This is a genomic window from Aeromonas sp. L_1B5_3, from assembly GCF_963866575.1.
In the GTDB taxonomy this organism is placed as follows: domain Bacteria; phylum Pseudomonadota; class Gammaproteobacteria; order Enterobacterales; family Aeromonadaceae; genus Aeromonas; species Aeromonas jandaei.
In genome coordinates this window covers 1-18,035 of the sequence record NZ_CAWMDN010000039.1, presented here as the reverse complement: position 1 = coordinate 18,035, position 18,035 = coordinate 1, and the positions used below count along the sequence as shown (strand labels likewise).

Sequence of the window (18,035 nt, the reverse complement as noted above, 5' to 3'; positions counted from 1 at the left end):
AATCCCTGCATACCCGAGAAAAGCTGATTGCTCGCGCTGTTGTGGCGAAACCATGGCTTCTATTGGTTCGACAGCACCTTTGCCTCTTGGTCAGGGGGCGTTAGGTTAATGGCTGCGTGATACCAAGTCGGAACAGCGTGGCTTCTGTCGTATCAGTCAGCTCACTGACCCCGACCACGCTCCATAGATCTTCCTCCAGCTTCTTCGCTTTGTGGATAGCAAATTTGGCTATGGTATCCAGCTCGTTGGCGACAAAGTTGATATCTGGTCGGCCGGTACGGGAGATGCCAACCAGCACTGAATAGAACTCTCCCTGCTGTAATGCCTGCTCGATAAATTGCCGCTTTTCTTGCACGTTACCGAACGAATTGGCGAGGCAGCTCTTGATTTGGGGCCAACCTGAGTTTGTTTGCACGTACGATACGTAGACCTCTTCCTGCTTTGGTTTGTCATCTCGTTCCTGATGACGAAGCGGGGTCATCAGCACTTCTTTCAGCAAGTCCCCCTGAAACAGGAGATAGAGGTTGCCATGCTCCGGATTCGCAGTACAAACAGTGAGCACTCTTTGCAATGAACGTGATTTGAGAGATTTGCCAATAGATGCCGGCTTCGGACTCCCATTGAGCTTGTTGACATAGAGTGGGGTGTTAAAAAGATGGCTGGTGTAAATATTGCGTAGAGCTCTGGCAAGTCCGCGATAGCGGCGGTGTTCCGGGGCTGTTTTCAGCTTTTTCTGGTTACTTTCGATAAGCAGAGTGAAGAACTGTCGGCCAATGTGGCGGGCTGTATCCCCTTCAACGCAAAGGTGCAACACCGTGCGGGTCATGTTGAGGCTGACCAACCGGTAAGGCAGATGCTGTAAGTCCATCGTTTTGGCCAGCTCCTGCAGCCGGGGTAGGGCAATGGTCACAACATCATTTTTCTCACCAATAAAGGCCTCTTCCAGCTCAATTTGCATACCATGGGCGGAGATATCGCGGGTTAAGCCCTGCCAGGATCTGCCATTGTGGCTGATGGTTATCTCCGTTTTGTGGATGTAGCGTTGTTCTTTGCGTAGCTGAACATATTGCAGCAGCTCGATCTCGAAAGGCATGGGCTCTTGTTCGTGACCAAATCGTTGCAACTCGTTGGGGTTGTTGATTGTCCCCCCTTCCTGACGGAACTCTTCCCGTTGTGCGTCGAGGCTGATCTCCTGCAATAAACCGCAATAACTTATCTGTTTGATGCGCTCCAGCAACTGGATGTCATGTAATTGGGACTCTTCGAGCCCGACAATCTGGCTCAGATCCGCTTCTGCCAACTCACACAGTTCCAGTGAAAATTTATAGACACGCCAGCTGGGGCGATGGGCACCCACCTGAAAGAACAGTTTGGTCAAACCACTTAGCTGTAACTCTTCTGATGTGGCCGAGAAGAAGTAGATTTTATTTTGCACGGTATGGGCAAAGCTGTAGAGCAGCGTTTCTTTGGTGGCCCCCGGTGCCGGGCAGAGGCGTTTCATCCGGTCGGCCGAAAACAGTCCAGCCAGTGCGTCACGGTTTTTTTCGTCACGCCAGTACTCGAGAAGGTGCTGATTGTTCTCGCTGCGCAGGGCTATCTCCAGCTTGGGGTTTGCACCCGAGCTAAAAAAGAGTGGTATACCTGTCATGCGCGGTAGATAGAACTGCTCGTGTCCCTTGATGATCGCAGCAGAAAGCAGGTGATCGACGCTTATTCGATGATGGCCTTTATTGGCTTTGATGAACTCTTTGATAAAGGTATCAAAGGTCGGGTTGTCACCAGTGCGGATCAGTATTAGCCAGAATCGCCCCTCTTTATTCTCCTCACCCAGAATCTGGTACTGCACAGGTTGTTGTAATAGTGGATTGGCGCTGTCGTGCTCCAAACCGGTAAAGATGACCTCTACCTGATCACCGGTTTGATAGGTCGGTAGATAGGGCACCGAGATACGAATGCCTTCAGGAGAAAGATCCGATGTTTTGGCCAGGAGTTTGGCTCCATCCTTGAGCCTGACTTCTACAGGGGAGCTGATATGCATACGCTCTTGGCGACGGCCGTAATAACTGGCGAATGGGATCGTCTTGACTTCATATTGCTGGAAAGGGTTGGCCTGCGCCGTGGCTTTGCCTTTTACCCGGGCTTGCTGCCGCTGTTTTTGCCACTGCTGCATCACCTCGTAGACACCCATCGTGTAGTCATCACGGTAAATGAAGCACTGACTCTGGAACAGGCTGATAGCCTCTGCCGGCATGAAGTGGATCATGCCTTTAAATTCATATACTTGACACTCATCTGCCAAGGCGTCCCGCATATCGATGACCCTGCGGCAGGAGGCGCATTTGCGCTGTAGCTCCATTTTGAGCAGAAAGCGCCCGTTATTGCTTTCAGACTCAGTGAGCTGTGCAAAAATGTCTGCGAAATTCTTTTTCCGCAGCTGGGGAATGAGTTGTTCAATCAACTTTTGTTGCTGTACTGGATCCATGTATTCCCACCGCAAAAGTCATTTTATGAGCACAAATACGGATTATCTTGCCGCAACAGTGAGGTGCAATCACGCTTGTTAGTATTGCATATCCTAACGACTCCTCATTATTCGCAAAAAGGCGTTAACAACACCACTGGCATCTCATAAAGCTGCACTGTTCAACTTGTACATTTGGATACATATCGTCACCAACTACACACGGAAGTTCGTCGTGCCCGGTCGTAGGATGAAGTCATGGAGAACGGCTCCATTACCCTAATAAGGAAAGTGACCATGAAAAAGATCATCCCCCTGGCAGTAGCTGCAGTTTTCGCCCTGACCTCTGGTTTCACCATGGCAGCTACCCCGACCAAGGCTGCAGCACCGCAAGCGACTCAAACCAAAGTCGTGAAAAAACAGCATCATAAAACCAAGCATCATGCCAAAGCTCCGGTAGCCAAAGCCGCACCGGCAACCAAATAAGATTCTGGCTCCTGCAGAGTCACCAAGACCGCAAGCGCGAGTAAAGAGTTTGGTGGTAGTGAAGTAAGCGGAGAGTTGTAATAACAAGGGAGGCTGATGCCTCCCTTTCATATGTTTGTGAAACCGGCAGAAGATCATGCCAAGCCACTTTTCTGTATCTATCTCCACACTGTAACGCTCATGCATGTCCTCTGATGTTTCATCATCTTCAATCAGTTCCACCTTTTTACTGCTACTGTCGCCAGCTTTAGGTTATCTCGCGCTTGCCGTCTCCTCCGGTTGCGTTGCAGGATTTCCTCAGCGCATTCGGGAGCAAACTGCCGCTGGAGCCGCCGCAAAATGGCTACATGGTCAACACTACGGCATAAATGAGCGGATTTTGATCAGCCAAGCCAAGGGCATCATTACCCTGGCTTTTCTTTTATCGACTTTTATCTTTCTTGATCCATCTCAAGTGAGACCTTGCAAACAAGAATAAATATCATTTTATAGTATTGATGCTCATATTTACGTGTTGGTTAATTAACGTGGGTGACGTCAAGGTAAATATGGTGATGGATGTATTGTTAACAACTGCAACTGTTTTTTGACTTGTTCTATAAAAAAGCATTGCCAAGCCGATGTCATTATCGAGACCAGTCGAATTGGTTTGGGTTTTTAAATGAATAGGAATGCATTATTGTGCGTAAAATGATCCAGCGAAGATATATTATCAAGTTGGGTTGGTGTCGTTTATAGAAATTGCCCTGCCGAAAAGGTATCACCCATGATGCACTCGATTAACCTGTTGCTGTGCTACTTGGAGAACCACTCCAAGCCGCCTCCGTGTTGGGCTCATGGGGCCTATGACAACTGGCGATGGCAAGGATGTATGCAAAATCGTGAGTAAAGGTATATGGCATAAGGCATTTTTAACTTCGACTTCCCGCTTGTTGCATCCTCTTGTTATCTCTTCAGCTATTCATCTTGCTGCGGGGATTACATTAATCGAAAAATTCGACCTGGCTCGCTTCGCGATTAATTAAATTATATTCAATTAAAAACTTTAAATTCATGAAAGCATGATTATCTCTTTGGGGGTAAATGTTTTTGTTTGTGATATGACGCGCCCTGTAAATAGGTTCAATCCCTGTGGAATTGATAGAGATCAATACTGAGGGGTAGGTGAGTCCTTAGCATTTCCGCTGTTAAGCATTTATCAGACAAGTGCTCACTACGGGAATAAGAAGAATGGTCGAGGATAATTTTTTATCGGCTCATGGGATTAATCGCCGTGATTTTATGAAATTGTGTGCCGGGATGGCCGCAACCCTGGGATTAAGTCAGAATGCCGTCGCCAAGATGGCCACTGCGCTCACCAGCCCCGAGCGGCCGCCGGTGATCTGGATAGGGGCACAGGAGTGCACCGGCTGTACCGAGTCGCTGCTGCGGGCCACTCACCCCACCATCGAGAACCTGATCCTCAATACTATCTCCCTCGAATACCATGAGGTGCTCTCGGCAGCATTTGGCCATCAGGCTGAAGAGAACAAGCACAACGCCATGACCCGCTACAAGGGCAAGTATGTGCTGGTAGTGGATGGCTCCATTCCGCTCAAAGATGGCGGCATCTACTGCATGGTGGCCGGTGAGCCCATCGTCGACCATATTCGCCGCGCGGCTGCCGATGCGGCTGCCGTCATTGCCATCGGCTCCTGTGCCGCCTGGGGCGGGGTGCCCGCCAGCGGTGGCAACCCGACCGGCGCTGTCAGTCTTGAAGAGGCGCTCGGCAATATCGGCACCCCCATCATCAATATCCCGGGCTGCCCGCCCAATCCCCACAACTTCCTTACTACGGTCGCCTACTACATCACCTATGGCAAGCTGCCGGCGCTGGATGCCAAGAATCGCCCGCTGTTTGCCTATGAGCGGCTCATCCACGAAAACTGCGAGCGCCGTCCGCACTTCGATGCCGGCCGCTTTGCCAAGGAGTTTGGTGACGAGGGCCACCGTCAGGGCTGGTGTCTCTATCATCTGGGCTGCAAGGGGCCGGAGACCTACGGCAACTGCTCGACCCTAGAGTTCTGTGATATCGGTGGTGGCATTTGGCCCGTTGGTATCGGTCATCCCTGCTACGGCTGCAACGAACAGGGTGTCGGTTTCAGCAAGGGGATCTTCCAGCTTGCCAAGGTTGAGAATCCGACCCCGCGGGTCAACAAGCCCGATGTGGCCATTCAGGAGGGGGGTCATATCTCTCCCACTTCCACCGCGCTGATCGGCGGTGCCCTCGGGGTGCTGGTCGGGGTGAGTCTGATGACGGTGCGTGAACTCGGTCGCCAGCAGAAGCGCCATGAAGCCGGGCAGCATCCGTCACGGGAGGAGTGACCGTGAACAGACGCAACTTCCTCAAATTTGCCTCCGTCGGCGCGCTGGCAGCCGGGGCCACCGTGCCCGGTACCGCGCTGGCGGCTGCCAAAAACAAGCCACCCATTCCCGGTGCGCTTGGCATGCTCTACGACTCCACCCTCTGTGTCGGTTGTCAGGCCTGCGTTGCGGAGTGCCAGCGCCTTAACGGCAACCCGGCCAATCCGGCGGGCGAGCAGACCTGGTCCAACAACGACAAGCTGAGCCCCTACACCAACAACATCATTCAGGTGTGGAAGAGCGGCGCGGGCGAGCACAAGGATCAGCTGGTGGATGGCTACGCCTACATCAAGAAGCAGTGCATGCACTGCGTCGATCCCAACTGCGTCTCCGTCTGCCCGGTGCAGGCCCTTAAAAAAGATCCCAAGACCGGCATCGTTCACTACGACCCGAGCGTCTGTACCGGTTGCCGTTACTGCATGGTGGGCTGCCCGTTCGACGTGCCCAAATATGACTACGACAACCCGTTCGGGGCGATCCACAAATGCGAGCTCTGCAACCAGAAGGGGCTTGAGCGGATCGATCAGGGCAAGTTGCCTGGCTGTGTCGAGGTATGCCCGACCGGCGCCGTCATCTTCGGCACCCGTGAGGAGCTGATGGCCGAGGCCAGGCGTCGACTGCTGGCGACTCCGGGCAGCGAATATGCCTACCCGCGCCAGACCCTCAAGGCCAACGACCCCTACCTGCACGAGGTGCCCAACTACCAGCCTTACGTCTATGGCGAGAAGGAGGGGGGCGGCACCCAGGTGCTGGTGCTGGCCGGGGTGCCCTACACCAAGCTCGACATGCCCGATCTGCCGGAGCTCTCCTCCGGGGCGCGCTCGGAGCATATCCAGCACACCCTCTACAAGGGGATGGTGCTGCCAATGGTGGTGCTGACCGGTCTCTCCGTGCTTATCCGTCGCAACACCAAGAACGGTCACGATCATCACGATGGTCACGATCAGGGCAAGGGGAGGTCGGTCGATCAAGGGAAACAACAGGGGGGCAAGGATCATGAGTAACCACAAGGCACATCCCCTTGGCGGCAAGCTGGTCAGCTGGCCGGTGCTGGTGCTGGCACCCTTTGCGGTGCTGTGCGGCATGCTTATCCTCAAGCGCCTCATCTTCGGGCTGGGCTCGGTGACCGATCTGAACGGGGGTTATCCCTGGGGTCTCTGGATCTCTTTTGACCTCTTGATCGGTACCGGTTTCGCCTGCGGTGGTTGGGCGCTGGCCTGGGCGGTTTACGTCTTCAACCGGGGCGAGTATCACCCGCTGGTGCGACCGGCCCTGTTGGCGAGCCTGTTCGGCTACTCGCTGGGCGGTCTCTCTATCACCATCGACGTCGGCCGTTACTGGAACCTGCCGTACTTCTACCTGCCCGGTCACTTCAACACCTCCTCGGTGCTGTTCGAGACGGCGGTATGCATGACGATCTATATAGGGGTGATGGCGCTGGAGTTTGCGCCCGTGCTCTTGGAGAAGTTCGGCTGGAAAACCTCCATGGCGCGGCTCAACAAGATCATGTTCTTCATTCTGGCGCTGGGGGCACTGTTGCCCACCATGCACCAATCCTCGATGGGCTCGTTGATGATAGTGGCGGGGGAGAAGATCCATCCGCTCTGGCAAAGCTATGAGCTGCTGCCGGTCTTTTCGCTTCTGACCGCTTTCATCATGGGCTTTTCCATCGTGGTGTTTGAGGGCTCTCTGGTGCAGGCGGGATTGGCGGGGCGTGGCCCCAACGAGAAGCCGCTCTTCTACAAACTGACCCAGGTGATCGACATCTTCCTGATCCTGTTTGTGGCGCTGCGCTTTGCCGAGATCGTCATCCACGACAAGTCGGAGTACCTCTCCGAGTTCAACCGCTACTCCATTCTGTTCTGGAGCGAGATCGCGCTGATGATCTTCCCGCTGCTGGTGTTCCACTGGGACAAGAGCCGCCGGGACTCGCGCATGCTCTTTCTGGGGGCCCTCAGCATGCTGCTGGGCGCAGCCCTCTGGCGACTGGATTACTCCCTGATCGCCTTCAACCCCGGCAATGGCTACCACTATTTCCCCTCCGCGACGGAGGTGCTGATCTCCCTTGGCTTTGTTGCCATCGAAGTGTGTGCCTATTTGCTGCTGATCCGGCTGTTGCCGGTACTGCCATCACTTGAACGTGTTCACCAAGATTATCAGGCCCGAGGGAAAGCCAACGTATGAGCCAACGTATCACCATAGACCCCATCACCCGTATCGAGGGTCACCTGCGTATCGACTGCGAAATCGAAGGCGGCGTTGTCACCAAGGCCTGGTCGTCCGGCACCATGTGGCGCGGGATGGAGGAGATCGTCAAGGGCAATGACCCGCGTGATGCCTGGATGATAGTGCAGCGTATCTGCGGGGTGTGTACCTCCATTCACGCCATCGCCTCGGTGCGGGCGGTGGAGAACGCCATCGGCGCCAAGGTGCCGGTCAATGCCCAGTATATCCGCAACCTCATCATCGCGGCCCACAACATCCACGATCACATCGTCCACTTTTACCAGCTCTCCGCGTTGGACTGGGTGGACATCACCGCGGCCCTTGAGGCCAATCCGCAAAAAGCGGCGGACATGCTCAAGGGGGTATCGACCTGGTCCCTCAACAGTGCCGACGAGCTGACCAAGGTGCAGGATAAAATTCGCGCGTTGGTAGCCAGCGGCCAGCTTGGCATCTTTGCCAACGGCTACTGGGGTCACAAGGCGATGAAGCTGAGCCCGGAGGTGAACCTCATCGCCGTGGCCCACTATCTGCAGGCACTGGAGTGCCAGCGCGATGCCAACCGCATTGTCGCCATTCTCGGCGGCAAGACCCCCCACATCCAGAACCTGGCGGTGGGCGGCGTGGCCAACCCCATCAACCTGGATGCGCCGAGTGTGCTCAACCTGGAGCGGCTGCTCTACGTGAAGAGCTTTATCGACCGGCTCAGCGAGTTTATCGAGCAGGTCTACAAGGTGGATGCCGCCATCATAGCCGCCCACTACCCCGAGTGGCTTAACCTGGGGCAGGGGGCCAAGCACTACCTGAGCGTGCCGGAGCTCCCCACCGACGCCAACGGCGGCAGCTTCCTGATGCCGGGTGGCTATATCGAGAATGGCAATCTGGCCAGCTATCGCCCCATCGAGAGCCATCAGGATGCCTGGCTGATGGACGGCATCGCCGAGAGCAACAAGCACGCCTGGTACAAGGATGACGCCCCCCTCAAACCCTGGGAGGGCAAGACCGAGCCCGATTACACCGGCTGGCAGGATGACGGCAAATACTCCTGGGTCAAATCCCCCACCTTCTACGGCAAGGTGGTGGAGGTGGGTCCGCTTGCAGACTTGCTGGTGAAGCTGGCCGCCAAGCACCCGGAGACGGTGGCACATTTCGATCAGCTCAGCGGCATCTACAAGGCGCTCACCGGCTCGGCCATCAAGACTGAACAGCTGCACTCCACCATGGGTCGCATCATCGGTCGCGCGGTGCGCTGCTGCGTGCTCAAAGATACCCTGTCACATCAGTGGAAGGCGCTGGTGGACAACATCGGCAAGGGGGATACCACCGCCTATATCAAGGCCGAGATCCCGGCGGATAAAGCGTTTCGCGGGGTGGGCTTTGAAGAGGCGCCGCGCGGTATGCTCTCCCACTGGATTGTCATCAAGGGCGGCAAGATCGAGAACTATCAGGCGGTGGTGCCATCGACCTGGAACTCGGGCCCGCGCAACTTCAACGATGAACCCGGCCCCTACGAGCAATCGCTGGTAGGCACCCCGGTGGCTGACCCTGCCAAGCCGCTGGAAGTGGTGCGCACCGTCCACTCGTTCGACCCCTGCATGTCCTGCGCTGTGCATGTGGTGGATACCCAAAATGGTGAAACGACTCAGGTGAAGGTGCTGTGATGAATACCCTGATCCTGGGCGTGGGCAACCTGCTCTTGAGTGATGAGGCCGTCGGCGTGCGCATCGTTGAGGGGCTGGGGCGCGAATACCGTTTCGCCCCCGGCATCGAGCTGCTCGACGGTGGTACCGCCGGTATGGAGCTGCTCGAAGCGATGGCCAGTCGCGATCACATCATTCTGGTGGATGCGGTGCGCAGCGGTAATCCGCCGGGCACAGTGGTGACCCTGAAGGATGAGGAGATCCCGACCCTGTTTGGCCGCAAGATCTCCCCGCACCAGCTGGGGCTGGCGGACGTGCTCTCGGCGCTGCATATGACGGGGGAGTCGCCAAAGCGGCTCACCCTGATCGGGGTCGAGCCCGAATCCCTCGAGCCCCGTATCGGCCTCACCCCCGTGGTGGCGGCTGCCATGGGGGAGGCGACGGATCGGATTTTGACCCTGCTGGCCGCCGTTGGCGCGCCCGCCATTGTGCTCTCTGAGCAGGAGAAAGCTGAACAAGCACGGGAGGGCCTATGGCGCAGTCTCATTTAAGCGAGCTTGATGCTGTGAAGGAGCGCGTGCAGGAGTTTTCGGGTTTTGTTAGTAATCCCGCGCCCCTGCTGGTAGCCCAGTACGAGCGGATCGCTCGCGAAGAGATGCAGGCGCTGCCCTTCTATCACGCAACCATGCCCATTGTGGCGGAGTGCGTGCTGTTTGAAGATCAGTGGCTCGGCTGCGTGCTCACCCCCTGGATGTTGAGCGTGGTGGTGCTGCCGGGGCCGGATCAGCTTTGGCCGGTGCGCAGCAACAGCGATCGGCTCGCCCTGCAGCTCCCCTGTGGCAACATGACCTTTATGGTGGGTGAATTGCCCGAGACGGGACAGCTGCTGGCTTGCTCCCTGATGTCGCCGCTCGATCCCCATCTCGGTGCCAGGGAGGGGCGGGCACTGGTGAGCAGCACCCTCAAGATGCTGCTCTCCTTGCCGGTGCAGCAAGGGGCGGGCGGCGTGGATCTGGGTCGCAGACGGCTATTCGGTGCCCGGCGTGCTCAACCGGCATAGTCGCTAGGTTTCACGCGAAATCAAGTTTAGAATAGGGGGCCATTTTGGCCCCTCACTCCCATGTTCAGACACGCATTCCACCTCTTTTTTGAGTGATGATCCGTGAGTGGTACAAAACAAGAAGGATCCCCATGACTGTTCCACGCAATTCCCTTCGCCATTACTGTGGCACCAGTGCTGCCGCCCTGTTGACTCTGCTGCTGGGCACTGCCTCTCACGCGGCGCTGGCCGCAGCCCAACCTGTGCCTGCCGAGCTCAAGCTCGCCATCGGAGCTGAACCCACCGAAGGGTTTGACCCTCTGCTTGGCTGGAGTCACGGCAGCTATCTGCTGCTGCACAGCCCGCTGCTCAAGCAAAACGCCGACCTCAGCTGGCAGAACGTGCTCACCCAAACGGTGACTCCGAGCCAGGATGGCAAGGGGTGGCATATCCGCCTCAAGCCGGATTTGAAATTCTCCAATGGCGCGCCGCTCACCGCCGAGGATGTGGCCTTCACCTACAACAGCGCAGCCAAGGGTGGCGGCAAGATCGACATGGGCAACTTTGTCTCGGCCAAGGTGCTCTCACCCACCGAGGTTGCCATCACCTTGAGTGCCCCCCAGAGCACCTTTGTCAACGTGCTGGGATCTTTGGGGATAGTGTCGAAGCAGGATTACGACGCAAAAGCATATGCTCAAAAGCCGGTCGGTGCCGGCCCTTACCGGTTGGTGAGCTTCCTGCCCGGCCAGCAACTGGTGGTGGAGGCGAACCCCTATTACGCCGGTGGCAACAATGACTTCAAACGGCTGGTCTTTGTCTTTATCGATGAAGAGAGCGCCTATGCCGCCGCCCAGAGCAGCCAGCTCGATGTGGTGCGCATCGCCCCGTCACTGGCGCCAACCGTGCCAGCTTCCCTCAAGCTGTGGGTGCGACCGAGTGTCGAGAACCGTGGCATCGTTTTCCCTATTCCGCCTGCGGGTGGCAAGGATGCCAAGGGTTATCCCATCGGCAACGACGTGACCTCGGATGTGGCGGTGCGCCGCGCCATCAACTACGCCATCGACCGCAAACTGCTGGCCGACCAGCTGCTGGAGGGGCACGCCATCCCCGCCTACAGCGCGGTGGAAGGCCTGCCCTGGCTGAACAAAGCCACCGCCTTCAAGGATGGGGATGTGGCCCACGCCAACGCTCTGCTCGACGAGGCCGGCTGGAAGATGGGCAGTGATGGCATTCGCCGCAAGGGTGACCTACGCGCCGCCTTTACCCTCTGGTACACCAGTGGCGACAGTACCCGCCGGGATTTGGCGGAAGCGGTGCGCGCCATGCTCAAACCCATTGGCCTTGAGGTGAGCCTCAAGTCCGGCAGCTGGGAGCAGGTGGAGCGGGAGATGCACGCCAATCCGGTGCTGATGGGGTGGGGGAGTCTGGATCCCATGGAGCTCTATCACCACTACCAGAGCGGCTCCGGTGGGGTGGAGTTCTACAACCCGGGCTACTACAGCAACCCTGTGGTGGATGGCCACCTCAAGCAAGCGCTGGATGCCCCGAACTGGCAGGCGGCCGTGCCGTTCTGGCAGCAGGTGGAGTGGGATGGCAAGACCGGCGCCGGAGTGCAGGGAGATGCCGCTTGGGCCTGGCTGCTCAATGTGCAACACACCTATCTCGCCAACCGTTGCATCGATCTTGGCAAGGGGGCGCCGGAAATCCACGGTAGCTGGTCACTCCTCAACAACCTGCAGGATTGGCGGTGGACGTGCCGTTAAGTTCGCCCTTGAGTCATTCAGGTTATCTGTTGCTAAAAGCCCTGCTGCGTCTGGCAGGGCTGTTATGTCTGGTCTCGGTCGCCACCTTTGTGCTGCTGAGCTACTCCCCCATCGACCCCATCAAGGCCTATATCGGCAACGACCTGCTCCATGTGCCGCCGGAGCAGTACGCCCGGATCGCCGCCCGCTGGGGGCTGGATCAGCCGCTCTGGCTGCGCTACTGGCACTGGTTTACCCAGGTGCTGCGGGGGGATCTCGGTTACTCCATGCTCTACAACGCACCGGTGGGTGAAGTCATAGGCCAGCGCTTTGCCGCCTCCTTCCTGCTGCTGGCGGGCGCCTGGCTGCTATCCGGTTTTTTCGGGATTTTGCTGGGCCTCTGCGCCGGTCGCTATCTCAATCACTGGCCCGATCGCCTTATCTGCCGCTTCGCCTACCTGCTCGCCTCCCTGCCCACCTTCTGGGTCGGCCTGTTGCTGCTCGCCCTGTTTGCGGTGCACTGGCCGCTGTTGCCGGTCTGCTGCGCCTGGACGCCGGGCCTCGCTGCCGATGAAGCGGACTGGTTGATGCGATTGCGCCATCTGTTGCTGCCGGTGACCACGCTCGCCCTGCTCGGGGTGGGCTACATTGCCCTGCATACCCGAGCGCGGGTGGCCGAGGTGCTGGAGAGCGACTTTATCCGCTACGCCCGCGCTCAGGGGGATGGCGGCTGGCCCATGCTGCGTTTTCACGTGCTGCGCCACGCCCTGACCCCGGCGCTCTGCCTGCAGTTTGCCTCCCTTGGTGAGCTGATTGGCGGATCGCTCTTGGCCGAGAAGGTCTTCTCCTATCCGGGGCTCGGCCAGGCCACCGTGGATGCGGGGCTCAGGGGCGATATCCCCCTGCTGATGGGCATAGTGCTCTTTTGCACCCTGCTGGTCTTTATTGGCAACACGGTGGCCAGTTTGCTGCTGGCGCGCATCAATCGGGGCTGGGAGGGCGAGCATGCTGTTTAATCCGCTTCCCTCCATACTGCGGCTGGTTTTTGCCCTGATCGGATTGGCGCTGCTGGCCACTTACGGCTGGAGCCTCTCTCATCAGGATGTGCCGATGGATCTGCTGGCGCGCCAGCAACCTCCCTCGCTGACCCACTGGTTCGGCACCGATCAGATGGGGCGGGATCTCTGGTTGCGCGCCTTTCAGGGCACCCTCACCAGTCTGGAGCTGGGGATCAGCACGGCACTCTGCAGTGGCCTGCTGGCCATGGTGGCTGCAAGCGTATCGCTCGTTCACCCCAGATGTGATGCGGCGGTACGAATGGTGATCGACGCCATGCTGGCGCTGCCCCATATGCTGCTGCTGATTTTGATCTGCTTTACGGTGGGGGGCGGCATGCGCGGGGTGATCCTGGCGGTGGCGCTCACCCACTGGCCCAAGTTGGCGCTCATTCTCTGCGCCGAGGCGCGGCGGATCGCCTGCAGCGACTATGTGGTGCTGGCCCGTTGTCAGGGGATGGGGGCGCTGCGTCGCTGGCGCATTCACCTGTTGCCGGGGCTGTTGCCCCAGTGGTTTATCGGCACTTTGCTGATGTTTCCCCATGCGGTGTTGCACAGCGCGGCCTTGAGCTTTCTCGGCTTTGGTCTGGCGGCCCACGAGGCCTCGCTGGGCCTGCTGTTGGCCGATGCCCTGCGTTATCTGGCCGGTGGCGGTTGGTGGCTGGCCCTCTTCCCCGGCCTGATGTTGCTGCTGCTGGTTCTGCTGTTTGATCAGGCTACCCGCGCCTTGCAACAGCTGTTGTGGCACAGGAGTGAACCATGCTGAGTTTTGACCACGTGACCATAGAGGCGGCCCACTACTCCTGGCTGGGGCGGCGCAGCTGGCAGCCTTTGCTGACCGATATCAGCCTGCAACTGGCGCCGGGGGAGATAGTGGCGCTGGTGGGGGGGAGCGGCGAGGGCAAGAGCCTGCTGTTGCAAAGCGCTCTGACATTGCTGCCGGACAATCTGAGGATGCGCGGCAGCATCTCCCTCGATGGCACGCCTCTGTGCGATGCCAGTAGGGCCCGTTTGCGCGGCCACACCCTCTGCTATGTGCCACAGGGGGTAAGCGCCCTCAATCCGCTTCTGACGGTGGAGCGTCAGTTGGGCCGTGCGGCACGCCTCTGCGGCCAGAGCGGTTCTCGCGAGCGGCTCGGCGAGCAACTGCTGCGCTACCAGCTGCCCGCCACCACCCTGGACAGCTATCCGCGCCAGCTCTCCGGCGGCATGGCCAAGCGCATTCTGGCCTGCACCGCGGCGCTCGGCGGTGCCCGCTACATTCTGGCAGACGAGATCACCGCCTGGCTCGACGAGGGGCTGGCTTGTCTGCTGCTCGGCCAGTTGCGTGAATTGGCCAATCAGGGCAGCGGTATCCTCTGGGTGACCCACGATCTGGCGCTGGCGGCCCGCTTTGCCGATCGCATTGTGGCGCTGCATCAGGGCCAAGTGAGCGATACCTTGAGTTGCCACCATCTGCGCCAGGGGCAGGGGAGCGAGATGCTCCGTGCCCACTGGCAGGCGCTGCCGGAGTTCAACGCGCTCTTCTCTGTGCCGGAGGTTTCCTGATGTTGGAAGTACGAAATCTCACTATCGCCCAGGGGGAACGTCCCCTCTGGCAGGGGTTATCGCTGACGGTGAAAGCGGGCGAGCGGCTCGGCATCTCCGCCCCGAGCGGCCATGGCAAGACCACGCTGGGGCGGGTATTGGCGGGTTGGCAACCGGTTGGGGCTGGCGGGCAGCTCCTGCTGGATGGGCAGCCGGTTCCTGAACAGGTAAAAGGCTATAACCCTATCCAGCTGGTGCCCCAGCACCCGGAACTCACTTTCAATCCCTATCGCACCACCGGGCAGGCGCTTTGGGATGTATGGCGCCCCGATGGGGCCATGCTGGCCCGCTTTATGGTCAAGCCTGAATGGCTCAGTCGTAAACCCGGCCAGCTCTCCGGCGGTGAGCTGGCCCGCATCGCGCTGCTGCGCGCCCTCGATCCCCGCACCCGACTGCTGATTGCCGACGAGGTGACCGCCCAGCTGGATCCGCAAATTCAGCGCCAGCTCTGGCGGGAGTTGATGATTGAGTGCGAACAGCGCGGGCTTGGCATGGTGATATTCAGTCACCAGCAGGCACTGCTGCGCCAGATCTGCCATCGGGTGCTACGTTTTGGTGAGGTGCCTGCGGAGCAGGAGGCGATGGCCCGTAGCGTGGCCTGAGGGTTGGCTTTCCCCTCATCCCCAACCCTTCTCCCGCAAGGGGAGAAGGGAGCAAATATGTGCTTCACCAGCAAGATGTACCTCGGTGCATCTGGATACTGGCAGGGTATTATCGATGCCCACTCATCGGTTCCCTCTCCCTGGGGAGAGGGTCAGGGTGAGGGGATGCGAGTATGAAACGCTGGCAATGCTGTACAGAGAGAACCGTTGGCAAAGTGCGCAGGTAAAAGAGAGGGAGGCATCAGCCTCCCTCTTTTGTTTTCTACCGTTAGCAGTGGCGTTTAACCGGTTGATTTCAAGCGCTGGCCAGCCAGTTAAGCCAGGCATCCATCCCTTCACCCGTGGTGGCGCTGACCTGGATCACCTGAATATAGGGGTTGACCCGTTTGGCGTTCTCGATGCAGCGGGCCACGTCAAAGCTGACGTAGGGCAGCAGATCGATCTTGTTGATCACCATCAGCTGGGCGGCGGCAAACATATCCGGGTATTTCAGCGGCTTCTCTTCCCCCTCGGTGACGGAGAGGATCGCTACCTTGTACTTCTCGCCGAGATCGAAGCTGGCGGGGCAGACCAGATTGCCGACGTTCTCGATAAAGAGGATGCCCCCTTGATTGGCAGGCAGCTGGTGGCAGGCGTCGTGAACCATTTTGGCGTCCAGATGGCAGCCCTTGCCGGTGTTGATCTGCACGGCAGGGACGCCGGTGGCACGGATGCGATCCGCATCGGCGCTGGTCTGCTGATCCCCCTCGATCACCGCGCAGGGGCGTTTGTTGGCCAGTTGGCGCAAGGTTTCGCACAGCAAAGTGGTCTTGCCTGAACCCGGACTCGACACCAGATTGAGCACCAGCTGGTCGGCGGTTGTGAAGTGCTCGCGGTTGTGGGCGGCCAGCGCATTGTTCTTGGCCAGCACATCCATCTCGATGGCGATCAGCTGGCGCTGCCCCATGCCGGGCACCGACAGTCCCGCTTCCCCTTTGCCGTAGTGCAGATCACCCTGCTGGTGGTCATGGTCATGGTCATGGTCATGGTCATGGTCATGGTCATGGTCGTGGCTGTGATCATGGGGATGTGCGTGGGAATGGCCGTGGTCATGAGAGTGGGCGTGATCATGATGATGGCCGTGGGGGTGATCATGGTGGTGCTCGTGGGGGTGATCATGACCCTCGTGGCTTATGGGAGCTCGCACCCCGTGGTAGTGGTGATGGACATCTCCCTGATGGTGGTAGTGGTGGTGAATGATCAGGGTGCGCGGCGCGCTCTGCTCGTGATCATGATGGTGATGGGCGTCATGAGCATGATGATGGTTGTGCTCATGACCATGTTCATGGTGATGTTCATGTTCGTGATGATGCTCATGATCGTGCTCATGGCCGGCGATCCGCGCCTGGCCGCATCCGCATACGCTACACATATCAACTTACCTCGATGTCGGTGATGCGCAGGCTATCACCCTGCGCGACTCGTAATTTGTATCCGCCACACTCGGGGCAGGCCTGCCCGCGCTCGGTGAGGGTGACCGTCTGGTTGCAGTCGTAACACCAGGCCTCTGCCGCCTGGTGCTGAAAGTGCAGTTGGGCCCCCTCGACGGCGGTGCCCTTGGCGGCGGCCTCGAAACAGAAGGCAATGGTGTCCGGGTCGACGCAGGAGAAGCTGCCGACCTCGAGCCAGAGGGCGGTCACCTTGTTAAAGCCCCGCTGGGTGGCCTGCTCGGCTGCCAGATCGATGGCGGCCATGGCCAGAGACATTTCGTGCATGGTGGCTCCTTAACCGATATGGGGAGGAGCAGTGATTCCTCCCTGTAATTGACGGAACGGCATGGCCGCTCAACAGATCCGCGGCAGCAGCTCCCCCTGCGGCAGCTCCAGATAGCGGCGGCTACCCCAGGGGTTGCTCAGGATCACCTTGTGGCGATCGTTCGCCTGCACCACGCCGATCTGGCTTGCAGCGGGGTTGAATTGCCGCAAGATGCCCAGTGCGTCCTGCGCCTGCTCGGCAGGCAGGGCCAGCACCATGGTTCCCTCGTTGGCGAGATCATGGGGCTCGAAACCGTAGAGCTCGCAGAGGCCGCGTACCGGATCGCACACCGGAATGGCGGACTCCTCCAGCTCGATGGCAACACCGGAGGCGCTGCTCCACTCGTTGAGCACGGCGGCAAGGCCACCGCGGGTGGCGTCGCGCAGGGCGTGCGGGGTAATCCCCGCTTTTAGCAGCGCTTCTACCTGCGGCCAGAGGGTGGTGCAGTCGCTCTTGAGATCAGATCCCAGTTGCAGGGCGTCGCGGGCCATCAGGATGCAAGCGCCGTGGCTGCCGATATCCCGCGACACCAGAATGGCGTCACCGGCCTTGAGGTTGCGTACCGAGATGCCCCGGCTCTGCTCAGGCAGAGGGAAGGTGCCGACCCCGCTGGTGTTGATAAAGATCTTGTCGGCTGCCCCCTTGGGCACCACCTTGGTGTCGCCGCAGACGATGCGGGCGCCGCTTTTGGCAAGCTCTGCTGCCATCGACTCGACGATGCGGGCGAGATCGGCGTAGGGGAACCCCTCCTCGATGATAAAGCTGGCGCTCAGATACTCGGGTTTGGCCCCCATCATGGCGAGATCATTGACCGTACCGGCGATGGCCAGCTTGCCGATATCGCCCCCCTCGAAGAAGAGCGGCGAGACGGTAAAGCTGTCGGTGGTAAAGGCGACGGGGCCGCTTACCGGCAGCAGGGCGGCATCTTCACCGCGCAGCAGGATCTCGTTGCCAAAGTGGCGAAAGAAGAGCTGGTTGATCAGCTGGTTCATTTCTACACCGC

At 58.9% G+C, this 18,035-nt stretch carries 18 protein-coding genes; 14 read left to right on the top strand and 4 right to left on the bottom strand.

Annotation, left to right across the window (positions count from 1 at the left end; all coding sequences use genetic code 11):
* Positions 1-100 precede the first annotated feature (100 nt).
* A complete protein-coding gene (locus AACR93_RS03260) occupies positions 101-2,482 on the bottom strand; it encodes a PilZ domain-containing protein (protein ID WP_043852257.1) in 2,382 nt (793 codons plus the stop codon).
* Positions 2,483-2,758: 276 nt separating this feature from the next.
* Between AACR93_RS03260 and AACR93_RS03255 the strand changes: the two genes are divergently transcribed.
* From AACR93_RS03255 to AACR93_RS03195, 13 genes are all read left to right on the top strand, one after another.
* Positions 2,759-2,947, top strand: a complete 189-nt coding sequence (locus tag AACR93_RS03255) for a hypothetical protein (RefSeq protein WP_043852255.1) — start codon at positions 2,759-2,761, stop codon at positions 2,945-2,947.
* A 184-nt stretch (positions 2,948-3,131) separates the two neighbouring features.
* On the top strand, positions 3,132-3,425 hold the full coding sequence (locus tag AACR93_RS03250; protein ID WP_156153061.1) for a hypothetical protein: 294 nt from the start codon (positions 3,132-3,134) through the stop codon (positions 3,423-3,425).
* A 752-nt stretch (positions 3,426-4,177) separates the two neighbouring features.
* Positions 4,178-5,311, top strand: a complete 1,134-nt coding sequence (gene hybO, locus AACR93_RS03245) for a hydrogenase 2 small subunit (protein WP_041207557.1) — start codon at positions 4,178-4,180, stop codon at positions 5,309-5,311.
* Positions 5,312-5,313: 2 nt separating this feature from the next.
* Complete coding sequence (gene hybA, locus AACR93_RS03240) at positions 5,314-6,354, top strand: hydrogenase 2 operon protein HybA (protein ID WP_043852254.1); 1,041 nt, start codon at positions 5,314-5,316, stop codon at positions 6,352-6,354.
* Positions 6,347-7,534, top strand: coding sequence for a Ni/Fe-hydrogenase cytochrome b subunit (gene hybB / locus AACR93_RS03235; protein ID WP_033115848.1), 1,188 nt, complete (start codon positions 6,347-6,349; stop codon positions 7,532-7,534). Before hybA ends, hybB begins: the two co-directional genes overlap by 8 nt.
* On the top strand, positions 7,531-9,234 hold the full coding sequence (hybC, locus tag AACR93_RS03230; RefSeq protein WP_043852253.1) for a hydrogenase 2 large subunit: 1,704 nt from the start codon (positions 7,531-7,533) through the stop codon (positions 9,232-9,234). Before hybB ends, hybC begins: the two co-directional genes overlap by 4 nt.
* Positions 9,234-9,764, top strand: coding sequence for a HyaD/HybD family hydrogenase maturation endopeptidase (locus tag AACR93_RS03225; protein ID WP_043852252.1), 531 nt, complete (start codon positions 9,234-9,236; stop codon positions 9,762-9,764). Before hybC ends, AACR93_RS03225 begins: the two co-directional genes overlap by 1 nt.
* Positions 9,746-10,273, top strand: a complete 528-nt coding sequence (gene hybE / locus AACR93_RS03220) for a hydrogenase-2 assembly chaperone (protein ID WP_043852251.1) — start codon at positions 9,746-9,748, stop codon at positions 10,271-10,273. Before AACR93_RS03225 ends, hybE begins: the two co-directional genes overlap by 19 nt.
* Positions 10,274-10,404: 131 nt before the next feature.
* Positions 10,405-12,015, top strand: a complete 1,611-nt coding sequence (locus AACR93_RS03215; protein ID WP_043852250.1) for an ABC transporter substrate-binding protein — start codon at positions 10,405-10,407, stop codon at positions 12,013-12,015.
* A complete protein-coding gene (locus AACR93_RS03210) occupies positions 12,000-13,010 on the top strand; it encodes an ABC transporter permease (RefSeq protein WP_043852249.1) in 1,011 nt (336 codons plus the stop codon). Before AACR93_RS03215 ends, AACR93_RS03210 begins: the two co-directional genes overlap by 16 nt.
* Complete coding sequence (locus tag AACR93_RS03205) at positions 13,000-13,815, top strand: ABC transporter permease (RefSeq protein ID WP_043852248.1); 816 nt, start codon at positions 13,000-13,002, stop codon at positions 13,813-13,815. Before AACR93_RS03210 ends, AACR93_RS03205 begins: the two co-directional genes overlap by 11 nt.
* The gene (locus AACR93_RS03200) at positions 13,809-14,597 is read left to right on the top strand and encodes an ATP-binding cassette domain-containing protein (RefSeq protein ID WP_043852247.1); all 789 of its coding nucleotides are present in this window, start codon (positions 13,809-13,811) and stop codon (positions 14,595-14,597) included. The genes AACR93_RS03205 and AACR93_RS03200 overlap by 7 nt, the downstream gene beginning before the upstream one ends.
* Positions 14,597-15,238, top strand: coding sequence for an ATP-binding cassette domain-containing protein (locus AACR93_RS03195; RefSeq protein ID WP_043852246.1), 642 nt, complete (start codon positions 14,597-14,599; stop codon positions 15,236-15,238). The genes AACR93_RS03200 and AACR93_RS03195 overlap by 1 nt, the downstream gene beginning before the upstream one ends.
* Before the next feature lie 295 nt (positions 15,239-15,533).
* On the opposite strand, the gene hypB is transcribed toward AACR93_RS03195, so the two are convergent.
* A complete protein-coding gene (gene hypB / locus AACR93_RS03190) occupies positions 15,534-16,412 on the bottom strand; it encodes a hydrogenase nickel incorporation protein HypB (protein ID WP_331428984.1) in 879 nt (292 codons plus the stop codon).
* On the opposite strand from hypB, the gene AACR93_RS03185 reads away from it, so the two are divergent.
* On the top strand, positions 16,299-16,673 hold the full coding sequence (locus AACR93_RS03185) for a hypothetical protein (protein WP_331428983.1): 375 nt from the start codon (positions 16,299-16,301) through the stop codon (positions 16,671-16,673). The two genes, hypB and AACR93_RS03185, sit on opposite strands and share 114 nt — an antisense overlap.
* Here AACR93_RS03185 and hypA read toward each other — a convergent pair.
* A complete protein-coding gene (gene hypA, locus AACR93_RS03180) occupies positions 16,651-16,992 on the bottom strand; it encodes a hydrogenase maturation nickel metallochaperone HypA (RefSeq protein WP_005301911.1) in 342 nt (113 codons plus the stop codon). The two genes, AACR93_RS03185 and hypA, sit on opposite strands and share 23 nt — an antisense overlap.
* 69 nt (positions 16,993-17,061) lie before the next feature.
* The coding region (gene hypE / locus AACR93_RS03175; protein ID WP_043852256.1) for a hydrogenase expression/formation protein HypE at positions 17,062-18,035 on the bottom strand (974 nt) is incomplete at its 5' end.